The 15,016-nt window shown below is 61.4% G+C and carries 13 protein-coding genes; 5 read left to right on the top strand and 8 right to left on the bottom strand.

Annotated elements, in window-relative coordinates; genetic code table 11:
- On the top strand, window positions 1–661 hold a 661-nt coding region (locus HY896_08185; protein ID MBI5576328.1), incomplete at its 5' end, for a DUF4143 domain-containing protein.
- On the opposite strand, the gene HY896_08180 is transcribed toward HY896_08185, so the two are convergent.
- Entirely contained in the window at window positions 612–1,658 is a 1,047-nt protein-coding gene (locus HY896_08180; protein MBI5576327.1) for a PhzF family phenazine biosynthesis protein, read from the bottom strand. The genes HY896_08185 and HY896_08180 overlap by 50 nt on opposite strands.
- An 818-nt stretch (window positions 1,659–2,476) precedes the next feature.
- On the opposite strand from HY896_08180, the gene HY896_08175 reads away from it, so the two are divergent.
- The 3 genes from HY896_08175 (at window position 2,477) to HY896_08165 (ending at window position 4,375) form a co-directional block, all read left to right on the top strand.
- Window positions 2,477–3,286 carry an SDR family oxidoreductase gene (locus tag HY896_08175; protein MBI5576326.1) on the top strand — a complete coding sequence of 270 codons (810 nt, stop codon included), beginning with the start codon at window positions 2,477–2,479 and terminating at the stop codon, window positions 3,284–3,286.
- 165 nt (window positions 3,287–3,451) lie between these two features.
- Window positions 3,452–4,090 carry a DUF4919 domain-containing protein gene (locus HY896_08170; protein ID MBI5576325.1) on the top strand — a complete coding sequence of 213 codons (639 nt, stop codon included), beginning with the start codon at window positions 3,452–3,454 and terminating at the stop codon, window positions 4,088–4,090.
- Between the two features lie 21 nt (window positions 4,091–4,111).
- Window positions 4,112–4,375: a hypothetical protein gene (locus HY896_08165; GenBank protein ID MBI5576324.1), complete on the top strand. Its 264-nt coding sequence runs from the start codon at window positions 4,112–4,114 to the stop codon at window positions 4,373–4,375.
- On the opposite strand, the gene HY896_08160 is transcribed toward HY896_08165, so the two are convergent.
- From HY896_08160 to HY896_08145, 4 genes are all read right to left on the bottom strand, one after another.
- Window positions 4,369–4,959: a hypothetical protein gene (locus HY896_08160; GenBank protein ID MBI5576323.1), complete on the bottom strand. Its 591-nt coding sequence runs from the start codon at window positions 4,957–4,959 to the stop codon at window positions 4,369–4,371. The genes HY896_08165 and HY896_08160 overlap by 7 nt on opposite strands.
- A complete protein-coding gene (locus tag HY896_08155) occupies window positions 4,960–5,520 on the bottom strand; it encodes a hypothetical protein (GenBank protein MBI5576322.1) in 561 nt (186 codons plus the stop codon).
- 10 nt (window positions 5,521–5,530) lie between these two features.
- The gene (locus tag HY896_08150; protein MBI5576321.1) at window positions 5,531–6,460 is read right to left on the bottom strand and encodes a M48 family metallopeptidase; all 930 of its coding nucleotides are present in this window, start codon (window positions 6,458–6,460) and stop codon (window positions 5,531–5,533) included.
- Between the two features lie 151 nt (window positions 6,461–6,611).
- Complete coding sequence (locus HY896_08145) at window positions 6,612–7,160, bottom strand: LemA family protein (protein ID MBI5576320.1); 549 nt, start codon at window positions 7,158–7,160, stop codon at window positions 6,612–6,614.
- Between the two features lie 193 nt (window positions 7,161–7,353).
- On the opposite strand from HY896_08145, the gene HY896_08140 reads away from it, so the two are divergent.
- Window positions 7,354–8,478 (top strand): rhomboid family intramembrane serine protease, encoded by a 1,125-nt coding sequence (locus tag HY896_08140; protein MBI5576319.1) that lies wholly within the window; start codon window positions 7,354–7,356, stop codon window positions 8,476–8,478.
- Window positions 8,479–8,537: 59 nt separating this feature from the next.
- Here HY896_08140 and HY896_08135 read toward each other — a convergent pair whose 3' ends face one another.
- The 3 genes from HY896_08135 to HY896_08125 all read right to left on the bottom strand — a co-directional run bounded on the left by HY896_08135 (window position 8,538) and on the right by HY896_08125 (window position 14,945).
- Complete coding sequence (locus HY896_08135) at window positions 8,538–10,988, bottom strand: methyl-accepting chemotaxis protein (protein MBI5576318.1); 2,451 nt, start codon at window positions 10,986–10,988, stop codon at window positions 8,538–8,540.
- Window positions 10,989–11,018: 30 nt separating this feature from the next.
- Window positions 11,019–12,158, bottom strand: coding sequence for an ABC transporter substrate-binding protein (locus HY896_08130; protein MBI5576317.1), 1,140 nt, complete (start codon window positions 12,156–12,158; stop codon window positions 11,019–11,021).
- A gap of 252 nt (window positions 12,159–12,410) precedes the next feature.
- A complete protein-coding gene (locus tag HY896_08125; protein MBI5576316.1) occupies window positions 12,411–14,945 on the bottom strand; it encodes a bifunctional aconitate hydratase 2/2-methylisocitrate dehydratase in 2,535 nt (844 codons plus the stop codon).
- Window positions 14,946–15,016: the final 71 nt, after the last annotated feature.

Below are 15,016 nucleotides of genomic sequence, written 5' to 3'. Positions count from 1 at the left end.
CTATATCGTCGATTCCCTGATCGAGACGACCCTGTCGCAGGACATCCTCCTCATGACCCGCGTGGACAAGCCCTCCCTGCTGCGGCAGCTTTTTCACCTGGGATGCGCCTATTCGGGGCAGGTGCTCTCCTACCAGAAGATGGTCGGCCAGTTGCAGGAGGCGGGCAACACGACGACCCTGGCGCACTACCTCGACCTGCTTGCCGGGGCGGGGCTGCTGGCCGGTCTTCCGAAGTATCATGGCGCCCGCCTGAGGCAGCGGGGCTCGAGTCCCAAGCTCCAGGTGCTGAACACGGCCCTGCTTTGCGCACAGTCCCATCTCTCCTTCGAGGGGGCGCGGCAGGATCGGGAATACTGGGGGAGGCTCGTGGAGTCAGCCGTCGGAGCGCACCTGTACAACTCCTCGTTGGGGACGAACACGGAGCTGTATTACTGGCGCCACGCGAACCGCGAGGTGGATTTCGTCCTGCGTGCCGGCGAGGCCGTCGTCGCCATCGAGGTTAAGAGCGGCAGGAGGAGGGCGGCGCTGCCCGGGTTCGATGCCTTCGCCAAGTTGTTTCAGCCGAACCGGGTCCTTCTTGTCGGGGGGCAGGGAATCCCACTGGAGGAGTTCATGGGAACTCCTGCCGGGAAATGGATGGAAGGCGCAATATCCCGCTGAACACCAGAACTGCCTTCCCCGCGATGCGGACCCGGTCCCCGGCAACCTCGCACAGGAGCTCTCCTCCCCGGCGGCTGACCTGGCGGGCGCGAAGGATCGTCTTGCCGAGCCTTGCCGACCAGTAGGGGGCCAGGGAGCACTGGACCGAACCGGTTACCGGATCCTCGTCGACTCCTTGGGCCGGCGCGAAGAACCTCAGTACATAATCGACGTCGGAGTCACGGCCTGATCCGGGTGCCGTGGCGCAGACGGCGAAACCCTCGACGGCTCTGAGCTTCTCCATGTCCGGGGCGAGGCGGCGCACCGTTTCCGGGTCGTCGAAGACGGCTATGATGTCCCGGGTTTTGAGGACCGATGCCGGCGGGGCGCCAAGCGCCCCGGATAGACCGGGCGGCTCCGGGATCGGCGCGGGAGGTCGGCTTGGGAAGTCCAGACAGAATAGGTCTCCATCGCAAGTCACGGGAAGGGGTCCGCTCCGGGACCGGAAGGTGACGGATCGGCGGTCAGGCTCCAGGAGCTCCATCAGGACAAAGGCGGCGGCCAACGTGGCGTGCCCGCAAAGATCCACTTCGACCTCGGGCGTGAACCAGCGCAGCTCGAACTCGTCATCCCTGGATACGAAGAAGGCCGTCTCGGAGAGGTTGTTCTCGGCGGCGATCTTCTGCAGCAGGTCGTCGGAAAGCCAGCCGTTGAGCGGGCAGACGGCGGCGGGATTCCCCGCGAAGAGTCTGTCGGTGAAAGCGTCGACCTGGTAAATGGGGATGACGGACGGGCTTCCGCTCGAAGCGGCGGGGAGGTCTTCGAGCCCATGCGCCACCTCAGGGAGATCCCAGCCGACATCGGAGAGGTCCCAGGCCGATCCCTGCCAATTCCGGATGATTCCGTTCTCTTCGCATCGGGGGCAGGCCCAAAGGATCTCAGGCGGGTCCTCCTTCCCGATCCGGACGTGGATCCGCCCGGGACACCGCTGCCGGCCGGGGCGGCGCCGGCACCGCATGATTGTTTCCCCCCACTGTTCCGGCTGGAAAAGGGAGGCTTTCTCGATGATGGATCCCAGGTATTCGGTTAACCGCCTGGCGGGTTCCGGGATCCGGGGATCCGAATCAAGGGGATCGGGGAGATGCGTCATGTCGGTGATGTATGTATAGCCTCTTCTCGGCTTGGAACGGGAATCGGGTTGAGTCAAGTACGCCTCCATCAGGAAGGAATCGTGTCGGAACCGTTTACGGGGGCGGAGCGTCAACTGCGGCAAGAATATCACGAGTCCTGACGAACGAGACTATCGTCCGGAATCGCGGCTATTGGAACTGTACGAAGTGAAGAGCTCCACCTCCGTGAAGGAGCATTACTTCGACGACGTGGGATTAGTGACGCCGAAGGGGAGGAGCCGAAGCGCTTCGAGTACCTGGCGCATCCGGGCACTCGTCGACTCCTTGTGCCGGCGGCAGATCTTGCAGCTACCCGTTCCCTCCGCTTTGTCCGTCCGCCTTCCGGCGCCCGCATGCTTTTGCAGTGATGGTCATCCATCCATAAGACCTGTTCGTTTCCAGGGCGGCGAGGAACATCAAGGTTATCGATCCTCCGTTGCAGGCGGGGCGCCGATGAATGAGCAGGGAGTTGCATCATTCGCTCTCCCAGGGTGTCATTAACAGGATGGATTTGAAATTCAGCATGGTATTCACCTCCTCGCCCGATGTATGCCATCGGATGCTCGCCCTTTAGATGGAGGCGTATTCCTCCGGGTTACGGGATTTCGCAGGACGGATGTTCTTCCCTGGCGTAAAATTCCCGAAAAAGGAGGAGCGCTGTCCAAATATGACGAAAACCCCGCGCAAGGGCCACGGTCGGTCGGCGCTGGTGACAGGCGCATCAAGCGGTATCGGTGCGGCCTATGCGAGGCGTCTCGCCTCCGACGGCTATGATCTGATCCTGGTGGCACGCAGGAAAGACAGGCTCGAGCAACTTGCGGAGGAACTGAAAACAGGCTGCGGAGTGGAGGCGGAAGTCCTGGCGGCGGACTTGGCCGATGACGGCGATCTTCGAAGGGTGGAGGAGAGAATCGCCTGCGCCCGGGAACTGGAGTTCCTCGTGAACAACGCCGGCTTCGGCACGCGGGACCTGTTCTTCGAGACGGACGTTGAAGGACAGGATCGGATGCACCGCCTCCATGTGATCGCCTCCGTACGATTAAGTCACGCGGCGCTTGGCGGAATGGTCGCCCGGGGAAAAGGGTGCCTTGTGAACGTTTCATCGGTGGCGGCCTTCGGGCATAGTCCCGGCAACGCGAGCTACTGCGCAACCAAGGCCTGGATGAACAGCTTCACGGAAGGGCTTTACCTGGATCTTGCAACCGTCGGGTCGCCCGTCAAGGTGCAGGCGCTCTGCCCGGGATACACACTCACGGAATTCCATGACGCATCGGGGATCGGGAGGGATCACGTTCCCCGGAATTGGTGGATGTCCGCGGAGGACGTGGTGGACGCTTCCCTGCGGGGCCTCGCGCGCGGAAAACTGTTCGTCGTCCCCGGCCGGCGTTACAAGTTCTACGTCTTCCTGTTGAAGGTGCTCCCCGAATTCATCATCCGCTCCCTGGCGCTCGGGACCCGGGGCAGGTATCGGCGATAAGCCGGACGGCGCAGGTTCATGTCACGCTCTCGGCGCCATAGCGGGCAAGCAGCCCGGTGCGCACGGTATGGCGATGGATCCGTGACAGACGGGATTGCGTCTCATTCATCGGCGAGTATACTGAAAATCGGCTCACGGGAGGCTTCCCATGCTGGTGGATGGAGAATGAAAAATCATCGGCTTGGCTTCCTTGCCTGCGCGGCGGCTGTTGCGATGGTCGTCGGCTTCACGGGTAATCTGCACGGCAAGGAAAAGCCGTCGTACGGCGAACTGCTGGATAAAGTGAAGAAGCAGGATCGCTCGATCGATTTCACGGAATTCAGGATTGCCTACGCGGCGACGAAGGAATACAACCCCTACTCGGACGATTCCACCGATCGTGAAAAGATGTTCAATGCCCTTCGCGACGCCATGTACGATAAGGCCCTCGATGCGGCGCAAAGGATCCTCGGGAAAAAATATGTGGATATAGACGCCCACACCGTCTGCAGGATCGCATACAAGCAGATGAGGGAGAACGACAAGTCGGCCTATCACGCGTTCGTCGCAGGAGGTCTGATCGATTCGATATTGGATTCGGGTGACGGAACGTCCCCGGAAACGGCATTTGTCGTCATCGATACGGGGGAAGAGTACGTCCTGTTGCGCGTGCTGGGGCTTCGAAGCGTCAAACAGGGTCTGATCGCGTCGAATGGGCACAACTACGACAAACTCGAGGCGATGGAACCGAAAACCGGAAAAACGATGGACGTATATTTCAACATCGATATTCCGTTCGGTTGGCTGAACAGGAAAATCAGGTAGGGAATTACGGGAGGCCCCGCGATGACGGTATTCGCCGGCGGAAAATGGTTTTGCGTGCTGGTTTTGACCGGTGCGTTGGCGAACCAATACATGACGACGGGAGAGCCGACCCCCGTGCTTCCGCCCGTTCCGCCTCCAGCCGGCAGGCCGATAAATTACGAATGCCCCAAGGGGAAATACCTCGACTGCATGCCCCCTCTCCAGGGGGAGAAACGGAACCAGTGCTCGCCGGAGTACCTGGACTGGATCAAGAACCATTGCCCGGACGTCCGGGTGGTCTACTGAAACAGGTCTTTCATCCGGGAAGGGTGGACCAGGACCGTCTCCTCCGCCAGCCATCTCGAACCTTCGATGCGTACCTGCAGGTGGCGATAGCGGAACCGGATCCATGCCGCGGATGCGAGAGAGGCGGCGCAGGCAAGGCCCAGGGACAGGATAAGCAGGGTTTCGCCGATCCCCGTTTTATCGCGTAGAATTTCCGTGATCGCAACGCCCAAAAATATGGCCGCTGCCATCCCCAGCGGGATGCCGATCCGCAGCATGACGAAGATTCCGGGTTTTTCCTCGGTGACTTCTTCGGGGGCGAGGGTCAGGTCGAGGGTGCCTTTGCGGTAAACGGCGATGTGATCCCCTTCCCTCACGAGCACCGTGCGGTTCCTGCGCCTCCACGCTTCGTACCCGGTCAATGCCAGGCCGAGCGCTGCGGCGCAACCGGCGATCATCCACAGGACGTCGTCCGTGGGCCCTTTGCCGGTGAATAAGAAAAAACAGGCGGCAATGAGGAAAAAGGCGCCCCAGATCCCCGGTTGAAACCCCAGGGTCTCCGCGACCCTTCGCCGCTCCGGGACATATGCCAGCTCCTTTTCCATTCAGCCGAACAGGGCTCCGGAGAGGAGCACAAGGTCCACGACGATCATGCCGACGACGGCAAGCGCCGCGATGCCGTTCACAAGCACCGCAATCCACCCGAGATACTGGAACCAGAGTCCCGCCAGGATGCCGAGCAGATAGCCCGCCGCCAATCCCGCCGGGGCGGCCGTCAGGACGAGCGGGAGCGAGTGTTCGAGTGTCCCGATGAATATCCCCGCGGTCGCCCCGAGTGTGACGAAAAAGCCGAAGACGCCGAAGAGAAACGATTCGTAGCACGGAATATTTTCTCGGGAAACCACGCTCTGGACGAACAGGGCCAGTACTCCCGCAACCCCCGCGCCGCCGGCGATCCACCCGATGACCGACCGGTGGGACACGGCATATGAAATCCCGATAGCCGCGACGGCGATGGCAATGAAAAACACTATGAGGGAATCGAATCCCGAAACGAACCCGGTCGCAGTCCGCTCTTTAGGACGCAAACGGTTGCGGACAAGGTCCGGGAAAAACCGGGTGTGGAATTCCATCGACAGGAATCGCGGCGGTTTTGCGGTTTCCATGCTCACCTCGTTATCCTGCTCCCGCCATGGCTTTCAGGCGCTGAATGCGCAATTCCGTGGGTGGGTGCGTGGAAAGTAGGGCGGAATCGAGCTCCGTGAACTTCCGCAGCGGGTTCACGATGAAAAGGTGCTGGGTCCCCCGGTTCTCCCCCGGCACTCCCGCGCCGCCCATCGATATTTTCTCGAGCGCGGAAGCAAGCCCCAGCGGGTTGCGAGTGAATTCCGCCGCCGCGGCGTCTGCGTGGTACTCCCGCTGCCGTGAGATGCTCATCTGGAGCAGCTTTGCGGCCAGGGGGGCGAGAACGGCGAGAAGTATGCCGATGAGCAGGAATGCGGGGTTCCCGCGGCCGCTGCCTCCCGCCCGCGTCCTTCCTCTTCCCCTGAAAAGGAAAGTGTCCCTCAGGAACATGTCGGAGAGCAGTACGATGGCTCCAACCAGCACGGCCGCGCAGATGTTGTAAAGGGTATCCCGGCTCTTTATGTGGGCCATCTCGTGCGCGACCACTCCCTGGAGTTCATCCCGGCTGAGGCGTTCCAGCATGCCGGTCGTCACCGCGACCAGGGCCTCTCCGGGTTTTTTCCCGGCGGCGAACGCGTTCAACCCCGGGGTCTCCATGACGTAAACCTTCGGCATCGGGATACCGGAAGCGATCTTCATCTCTTCGACGACGTTCAGCAGTTGACGGTGCCTGGCCGGGTCGGCTTCCCGGGCGTCGTGGATCGAGAGGACGATCGAGGAACCGCTGAAATAGGCCGATGAGGACAGTATCGCATAAAGGATCAGGGCAAGCGCAAGGCCGGGTTCCACGCTCCCGTACGCCTGTCCGATGACTCCGCCCAGCCCGAAAAACACGACGAAGAGCGCAAGGAACAGCAGCCGCGACATGCGGACATTGCTCCTTGCCGCCTCGTTGAACGGGAGCATCGGGACGTGTTTCATGAAGGGTGCGGCCCCGGCGGCGGTATCGGAAGCGCCGGCGGGAGACGACAGGTCCCTCGGCTTGAACGGTTCCTGGCAAAGGTTGCAATATGCGGCATCGGCCCGGTTCAGCGTGCCGCACCTGGGGCAGGCGAGTCCCCCCTCCATGGAATTATCTCAGGTCGGCCTTCGGGACGGCCTTGGCCTCCACGCCGGCCTCGAAATATTCGGAAGGCTGAAAGTCGAAAACCGAAGCGATGACGTTCGAGGGAATCGACTGGATCGTATTGTTGTAGGTCATAACGGAGTCGTTGTAATACTGTCGCGCGAAGGAGATCTTGTTCTCGGTTCCGGTCAGTTCTTCCTGGAGAGACGCCACGTTCTGATTGGCCTTTAGATCCGGATAGCTTTCCACGACGGCGAAGAGGCTTTTCAGGGATTCCGTCAGCGCATTTTCCGCCTTGGCCTGGGCGGCGGTTCCCCTGGCGGAAAGCGCCGCGCCGCGCGCTTCGATAACCTTCGCGAGCGTCTCCTGCTCGTAACTCATGTAATCCTTGACGACCTCGACCAGGTTCGGGATGAGATCGTAGCGTCGCTTGAGCTGCACCTCTATCTGGTGCCAGGCGTTCTTGATCTGATTCCGCAGACGGACGAGCCGGTTGTACGTCCCGACGAACCAGGCGACGATGACGACCGCGATAATACCCGGGATCCATTGCATTGCGAATGCCCCCCGTATTCCGGCAACCGGCTCAATCGCCGGGCGCGCGGCTATATGCCGAAAAGTCTATCGGATGCGGGATGATTGTCAACAGAAGCGGGCCGGATTCAAGGGCCGTGCAGGTGTTTGCGGTCGTGCTTGCCGGGCGGATATACTGTGCCGGATGAAATGCCCTTTTTGCAGGATTTCCTCGATGCGAAGGATCGTCTCCGGCGGGAAGGAGATCGACCTGTGCTCGTCCTGCGGAGCGATATGGTTCGACTACGGCGAGATCCGGGAATTGACCGGGGGGAGATTGAACGCGGCCGCGGAAACGCCTGGAAAATCCGGTACGGCGATTTCCCGGATGCGCGCCGCCGCTGCGGTTTCGCGATGCCCCCGCTGCGAAGAGAGCCTGACGGCGGTCGATTTCCAGGCTACGGGGATACCCGTTCTACACTGCGCCGCCTGCGAAGGGATACTCGCCTCCCGCGAGTCGGCATCGGGCATCCGCGCGAAGTTCAGATTCCTCAGGGAGAATGAAGCAAGATATGCGGCCCTCGGCGAGACGCTCGCGGGGGAGTCCCGCCGCATTATGGAAAAAAAATACGGCACGGGCAATGCGGGCAATCCTGTCGGAGCCGGGATCCCGCTTCCCATTGTCGTTCCGCTTGCCACTGATGCCTCCGAACCGGGAGCTTTGCCCCTGGCGAGCTATTCGCTGATCCTTGTGTTTGTTTTTCTTTACGCAATCGGGCAGGTCACGGGTTCGCCCCTCACGCTGCCCGGCGGCCTGCCCGGTTTGCCGTCCGGGACCGGATTCGCGGGCGTTCCGAAGCTTCCCCTTCTTTTCGCCCCCTTCTTCCACGCCGGATTTCTTCCTCTGGCGGCGGGTTCGCTTTTCCTTTTCGTCCTCGGGGAAAACGTAGAGGAGAGGATGGGGAAGATCCCGTTCTTTACGCTCTTCCTTTTCTGCGGCGTCGTAGCCGGAGTCGCCCACGTGCTGTGGGGGAAGGCGGGCGGACCTCCTTCGCAGGGATCGGCGGGGTCGGTCGCCGGAATACTCGGGGCTTATCTCGTGTTTTTTCCCAACGTTTCGATCAGGATGTACGGGATGGGGCGGCTTGCGTGTCTTCCCGCCTACCTTTTCGCCTGCGCGTGGGTAATCGTCGCGTTCTTCCTCGCGATGGATGCGAACCCGGTCATGGAATTCCTCAACCCCGCGGCGCTCTCCCTTGCGGGGAACATGGCGGGATTCGGAACCGGCGTTCTCTGCGCGATCGTCTGGCGGTTCGGGGAAGACGACGCGGCGCGGCCTTTGCGCCGACAAACAGAATAGAGATCACGATGGCGATGGCGATAATGACGAGCGCCGCCGGAAGGACGGCGATAGGTCCTTCACAGCTTGTATTGCCGGACGATTCCCTGTAGATCGACGGCGACCCGGTTCAGATCGTCTCCGGTGCTGGAGATTTGCGAGCTTGCGGATACGAATTCCCTGGAAATATCCGCGGCCCGGGTGATGTTTGCAGCCATCGTTTCCACGGTGGTCGACTGTTCGGCCGATGCGGTCGCCATCTGCCGGATAAGCTCGGCCTGGCGTTCGACCTTTCCCACTATTTCACGGAGCGATGCGCCCGCAAGGTTCGCCCGTTCGACGACCCTGGCCATTTCCTTCCGCCCGTGGTCCGCGACCGCCGCGGATCTCGAGACGCCCTTGTGGATCGACGCGATTACGCCGCCGATCTGTTCCGCCGCGGTAGCCGTCTTGTCGGCCAGTTGCCGGACCGAGTCGGCCACGACCGCGAAGCCGCGGCCCGCATCGCCTGCGCGCGCCGCCTCGATCGCCGCGTTCAGTGAGAGCAGGTTGATCTGCTCGGTGACCTCCTTGATGAACGCCGCGATCTCTCCGATCCGACCGGAATCATTCTTCAGCGAGTCGATCGACGAGGCGATCTCGGCAAGGGACCCTGCCGCCTGTCCGACCCCGTCGACGGCGCCTCGGACGGTTTCGTCCCCCGCGAAGGCGACTTTCCTAGTTTCCTCGGCGAAACGGACGGACGACTCGGCGTTTTTCGTCATGTTCGATGTGACGGCGGAAATCTCCTCGGCGGATGCCGCAAGCGATTTCACCTCGTCGTACTGCGCCTGCGCGCGTTTGGAGAGTTGTTCCGCGGTCGAGGAGAGCTCGTGGGCGGACGAGACGACTACGTCCGACTTCTCCGAGACCTGCGACATTCCCGAATGCAGCTTTTCGACCAGTCCGTTGACGCTTCTCCCGACCATGCCGATTTCGTCCCCGGTCCTGATCTCCGTCTTGCGCGTAAGGTCCCCGTTTCCGAGCGCGCCGATGACTTCGACAGTCTCCCGGATCGGCTTGGAAATGGAAACGACCATCCGGCTTCCGGCCACGACCGATACCGCCACCACGGCGCCGGACAAGGCGAGGATGAGCGCGAGCGAGGTCCGAACCTTGCTGTTTACGCCGGCCACGACTTCCTTCTGCGTTTCGGATGTTGCCCGCACCTGGTCCCCCGCCTTCCGGGACTGCTCGCCGCTGACGGTCATGATGCGCGCCACGGACCCATGGAATGCTTCGTCGCTGGATATCACTTTCCGTTTCGCGGCGACGATCCCGTCCATGAGCCCCTCGACGGTCTTCATCTCACGGCCGATGGAGTCGGCCCCGCCGAGCAGTTGTTCCTGTGAAGAGCCGCGTATGGCCTCCTTCATCCGGGCGACCTGCTTGCCGATCCGGTCCGTGGTCGCCTTTATGTCCCGGGACCGCCTGTCGATCTCCGCCGCAGAGGAGGCGAGCATGACGAGACGGGCGGACGACGCGAGCTCCTTCACGTCTATGCCGATCGCGTTCCCCGAGCTTGCGATGGATGTCGCCCCGTCCAGCAGGCGGCGGGACTGGCTCATCCTCTCCCTTCCTTTGAGAGTGGAGATTTCGAGGGAGTCGGTCGCTTCGGCGATCCGGTTTCCGTGCTCCGCGAACCGGGAGAGGAGATCGCGCTTGGACGAGGCGTACGCGTCCTCATGCGCCCTTCCCGATAAAACATCTTCACGAAGCTTTATAAGCGCCGTCCCTCCGCTCTGCAGTTCGGGAACGGCGGTGCGGATCACCTTTACGGCGGTGTGCGAGCATTGCGCGGCGCAGACCGATTCGATGGAATCTATGACTGACCGTAGTTTCTCGCGCATCGGCCCGAATTTGTACTTGCTTCGGACCGCCTCGAATTCGTTGATGATCGCCGCTGCGTCCTTGAGCTTTGCCTGGAGGGTGAGGAGGGTCTTGATATCGGCGGTGATCTGGTTGTTCCCCGCCTGGGCTTTTTCCATGGTTTCGTCGGCGTGGGCGTTCAGCTTTCGTATCGTTTCCCCGATGCCCGCAAGGTTCGCCTCTATCCGCGCCAGTCCCTCGTTGACCTGTCCGACCCGCTGCCTGTAAATTGCGACGTTCGCGCGCCGCGTCTCGACCGCCGAAAGCACGTCACGGTGAACGTCCCTGAAAAGCCGGGGATCGGCCTGTGCGCCCTCGGTGCTCAACTCGCGGATTTCAGCGTTGACCTTCTCGATGGAGCCGATGTGGGAGTCGATTGAGGAGGAAAGCTCCCGGATCTCGTTCTGCTCGGCGGCCATCCCGAGCCGCAGGAAATCGGCGGAAAGCTTTTCGACCGTCTGCTGTAGCGACACTGTCTTGATCTGTAGCGGGGTGGAGCGATCGGTCAGCAGTCCGACGGCATCTCGTATTTTGAGAATGGCCGACGTGCTCGCCGCCGCTATCACGGCGATGGCGATGGAAGTCGCCGCGACACCCGCAATCAGTTTCCCGCGTATCGTCATTTCACGTTTCCCGAAAGGCCGTTGCGGCCGTCAACGTCCGATAATGGATATGGCTCCGTTCCGGATCTCCGTGAGGAATACGGAGTCGGACGCCTGGTGGTCGCCGGCGTTCATCGAAATGACGATCCCGCCGATATCCACGTTGTTCATTCCTTCGAACGACTTCAGGAGGGCGTCCCTGCCCGGATCCTTGCCCGCTTTTTCCAGTCCGAGCGCCATGAGCTTGGCCGTGACGCATCCCTCGAAATTCACGAATCCCAGCTTCTCTCCGGGGGCGTGCTTTCCGAGGAGGTCGCTGCATTCTTTCGTGATCGGCGTGGACAAATCCTCGGGAAACGGGACGACCTGCGATATGACGACCCCGTCGCCGTCACGTCCGACCGCGGCCACGAGGTTCTCGGTTCCCACGAAGGATACGGTCGCAAGCCGCGCCTTGAGCCCCGCGGCCTTCGCATCCTTTACGAAGGCGGAGAGAGGCGCATAGGGGCCGACCATGATGACCACGTCCGGCTCCGATGCGGCGACCGCCGCGAGGCCCGTCTTGACCGCCGTCGTATTTCTCTGGAACATCCCTTTCGCAGTGACGGATATCTTCCGGCGGGCGAGGGCTTTTTCCGTGCCCGAGAGGACCGCCAGGCCGAACCCGTCGTCCTGGTAGAAGACTGCGAACTTTTTCGCGTCGAACGATTTTACGAAGTGGTCGACGAGCTTCTCGGCTTCGTCGTCATAGCTTGCACGGAAATTGATCACCTCCGGGACGACCGGATTGCGCAGCGACATGGCGCCGGTGAAAAGACCAACAAGGGGGACATGGGTTTCCTTGACGATGGGGACGACTGCGTTGGCGGTGGGGGTTCCCACGTACCCGAAAAGGCAGAAGACCTTGTTCTCTTCGATCAGCTTGAGCGTCGCATCGATCGATTTCTCGGGTTCGTATCCGTCGTCCTGCACGATCAATTTCACGGAGCGGCCGTGGATCCCTCCCTTCGCGTTGATCTCCTTGAAGACCGCTTCGGCGCCCGTGCGCATGCCTTTCCCGAGACCGGAGGCCGGGCCGGACTGGGCATTGGCCATTCCGAGCAATATTTCACCGTCCATGCCTGCGTCGGCCTCGCTTACTCCGGCAAGGATCAACAGGCCTGCAAATGCCAACAACAAGATATTTTTCATAAGAAACCCCCGCGTGGAAATTTTCGGACCCGAGTATATAAACAGATAAGAATATATCGCTTCACCCCCCTTTAATCGGTATGTATGAAAAAATCTTTAATCCACGGGGGGTTCCGGTTCAGGACAGCGAATCCATCGAATAAAACTTCACCGGGAAGCAAAATACTGTTTTGAATGGCCAAATATTGTGAAAAAAAAAGGGGTTACGGCACATAACCGTAACCCCTTCGACGTGCCTGTAATCGCCGCGGCTTAACTGTACGCGGGCATCTCGTCGAACTGGAGGTACTTGTAGATCTTCCCCTGGTTCGGCTCGATCTTCTCGCTGAAAACCTGGAAGTATTCCGCGGGCTGCGGAAGCCGTCCAAGCACGGCGGTAACCGCGCCGAGTTCCGCCGAGCCGAGGTACACCCTCGCCCCGTCGCCCATCCTGTCGTCGAAATTCCGCGTCGAGGTGGAGAACACGTTGGACTTTTCGGGCACCCGCGCCTGGTTTCCCATGCAAAGCGAGCAGCCCGCTATCTCTATCCTGGCGCCGACGGCGCTGTAGACGGAGAAGTACGCCTCGTCCTTCAACTGCGCCTGGTCCATCCTTGTGGGCGGGCAGATCCATGTGCGGACGTTGGGGTTGAACTTGCGGCCTCGCCAGACTTCGCCGGCTGCGCGGAAATGGCCGATGTTGACCATGCATGAACCGATGAAGACGTCCTGGATCGAGTCGCCCGCGACTTCCGACAGCAGCTTAACGTCGTCAGGATCGTTCGGGCAGGCAAGGATCGGCTCGGTGATCTCCGCGAGGTCGATCTCGATCACCGCCGCATATCCGGCGCCCCTGTCGGCCTTGAGGAGGGATGGCTTCTTGAGCCACTTCTCGACGGCCTTGATGCGGTTCGCGAGCGTCTGCGCGTCGGAGTACCCGTCGGCGATCATCTTCTTCATCAGCGCGATGTTCGAGCGAAGGAACGTCGCGACCGATTTCCCGGAGAGCTGGATGCATCCGGCGGCTGCGGAACGCTCGGCGGCTGCGTCGGTCAGCTCGAAAGCCTGCTCCACGGTCAGGTCGGGCAGCCCTTCCATTTCGAGAATGCGGCCGTTGAAGACGTTGACCTTGTTCTTTTTAGGAACCGTGAGAAGCCCCTTCCTGATGGCGTAGAACGGGATCGAATTGACAACATCGCGAAGCGTGATGCCGGGGTTGAGCTTTCCGGAGAAACGCACGAGCACCGATTCCGGCATGTCGAGCGGCATGAATCCGAGCGCGCCGGCGAAGGCGACGAGTCCGGACCCTGCAGGGAACGAAATGCCGATCGGGAACCTGGTGTGGGAATCGCCGCCCGTGCCGACCGTATCGGGCACGAGCAGGCGGTTGAGCCAGGAGTGGATGACGCCGTCGCCGGGGCGAAGCGCCACGCCGCCCCTTGCGGATACGAAGGACGGCAGGTTCTTGTGCATCTTGACGTCGGCCGGCTTCGGATACGCCGCCGTGTGGCAGAACGACTGCATGAACATGGGCGCCTGGAATTTAAGGCACGCAAGCTCCTTCAGTTCGTCGGCGGTCATCGGGCCGGTCGTGTCCTGCGAGCCGACCGTGGTCATCTTCGGCGTGCAGGCGGTCCCCGGAAGTACGCCCGGAAGGCCGCATGCCGCGCCGACGATCTTCTGCGCCAGCGAATACGCCTGCTTCGGTTTCGGCACCGGGTTGTCCGGCTGCGTGAAGATCGTGGAGGGTTTCATCTTGAGGGCCTTGCGGGCCTTCACGGTGAGAGCTTTTCCTATGATGAGCGGAATGCGGCCGCCTGCCCGGAATTCGTCCGCCAGCGTGTTCGGGGACAGCGTGAATTTGGAAAGGACGTTTCCGGAGCTGTCCTTGATGACGCCGTTCTTCGTGTCTATGACGATCGTGTCGCCGGTCTTCATGGCTGTCACGTCGGCCTTTATCGGAAGCGCCCCGGAGTCCTCGGCGGTGTTGAAGAAGATCGGCGCAATGACGCCGCCGATGATTACGCCGCGGGTCTTTTTGTTGGGCACGCAAGGGATTTCCTCGCCGATGTGCCAAAGCACGCTGTTGCATGCGGACTTGCGGGAGGAGCCGGTGCCGACCACGTCGCCTGCGAAGGCGACCCGGGCGCCTTCCTTGCGGAACCCGGCGATCGTGTCCAGCCCGCTCTTGAAGCGGGTCTTTCCCATGGCAAGCGCGTGAAGCGGGATGTCCGGGCGGCTCCAGGCATCGCCGGCAGGGGAGAAGTCGTCCGTGTTGATCTCGCCTTCGACCTTGAAGACCTTGACCTCGATCGTTTCCGGCACGCCCGGGCGTGAGGTGAACCATTCCGCCTCGGCCCATGACTTCATTACCTTGAGAGCTGCCTCGTTCTTCGCTTTGGCAAGCTCTGCGACGTCCTCGAATGCGTCGTACACCAGGGTGATCCCGGACAGCGCCTTTGCCGCATCTCCCGCAAGCTTTTTGTTCTTGAGAGCCGCTACGAGCGGGGCCACGTTATAGCCGCCGAGCATCGTGCCTAAGATCGCAATGGCGTCCTGCGGGCCGACAAGCGGCGATTTGATCTTTCCGGAGACGATTCCCGCAAGGAATTCGGCTTTCACTTTCGCGGCTGGGTCGACGCCCGGTGATACGCGGTTTTTCAGCAGTCCGAGGAGAAACTCCTCCTTCCCCTTCGGCGGTTTCTGGAGCAGTTTGCACAGACCGGCGGTCTGTTCCGGATTGAGCGGCAGGGGGGGAATCCCCAGTCCGGCGCGCTCCTTCTCCTCCTTAAGATACGCTTCGATCATCGCCACCTCCTCAGAGCTGTCAGGTTGATTTGCCTGCTGGGCGCAGGAGATTCCGCGGGTAAACAATTATA

Source organism: Deltaproteobacteria bacterium, assembly GCA_016218975.1.
Classification (GTDB): Bacteria; Desulfobacterota; Deferrimicrobia; order Deferrimicrobiales; family Deferrimicrobiaceae; genus JAENIX01.
Note: the sequence above shows the minus strand (reverse complement) of the source record. Positions and strands in the feature narration are given on the sequence as shown.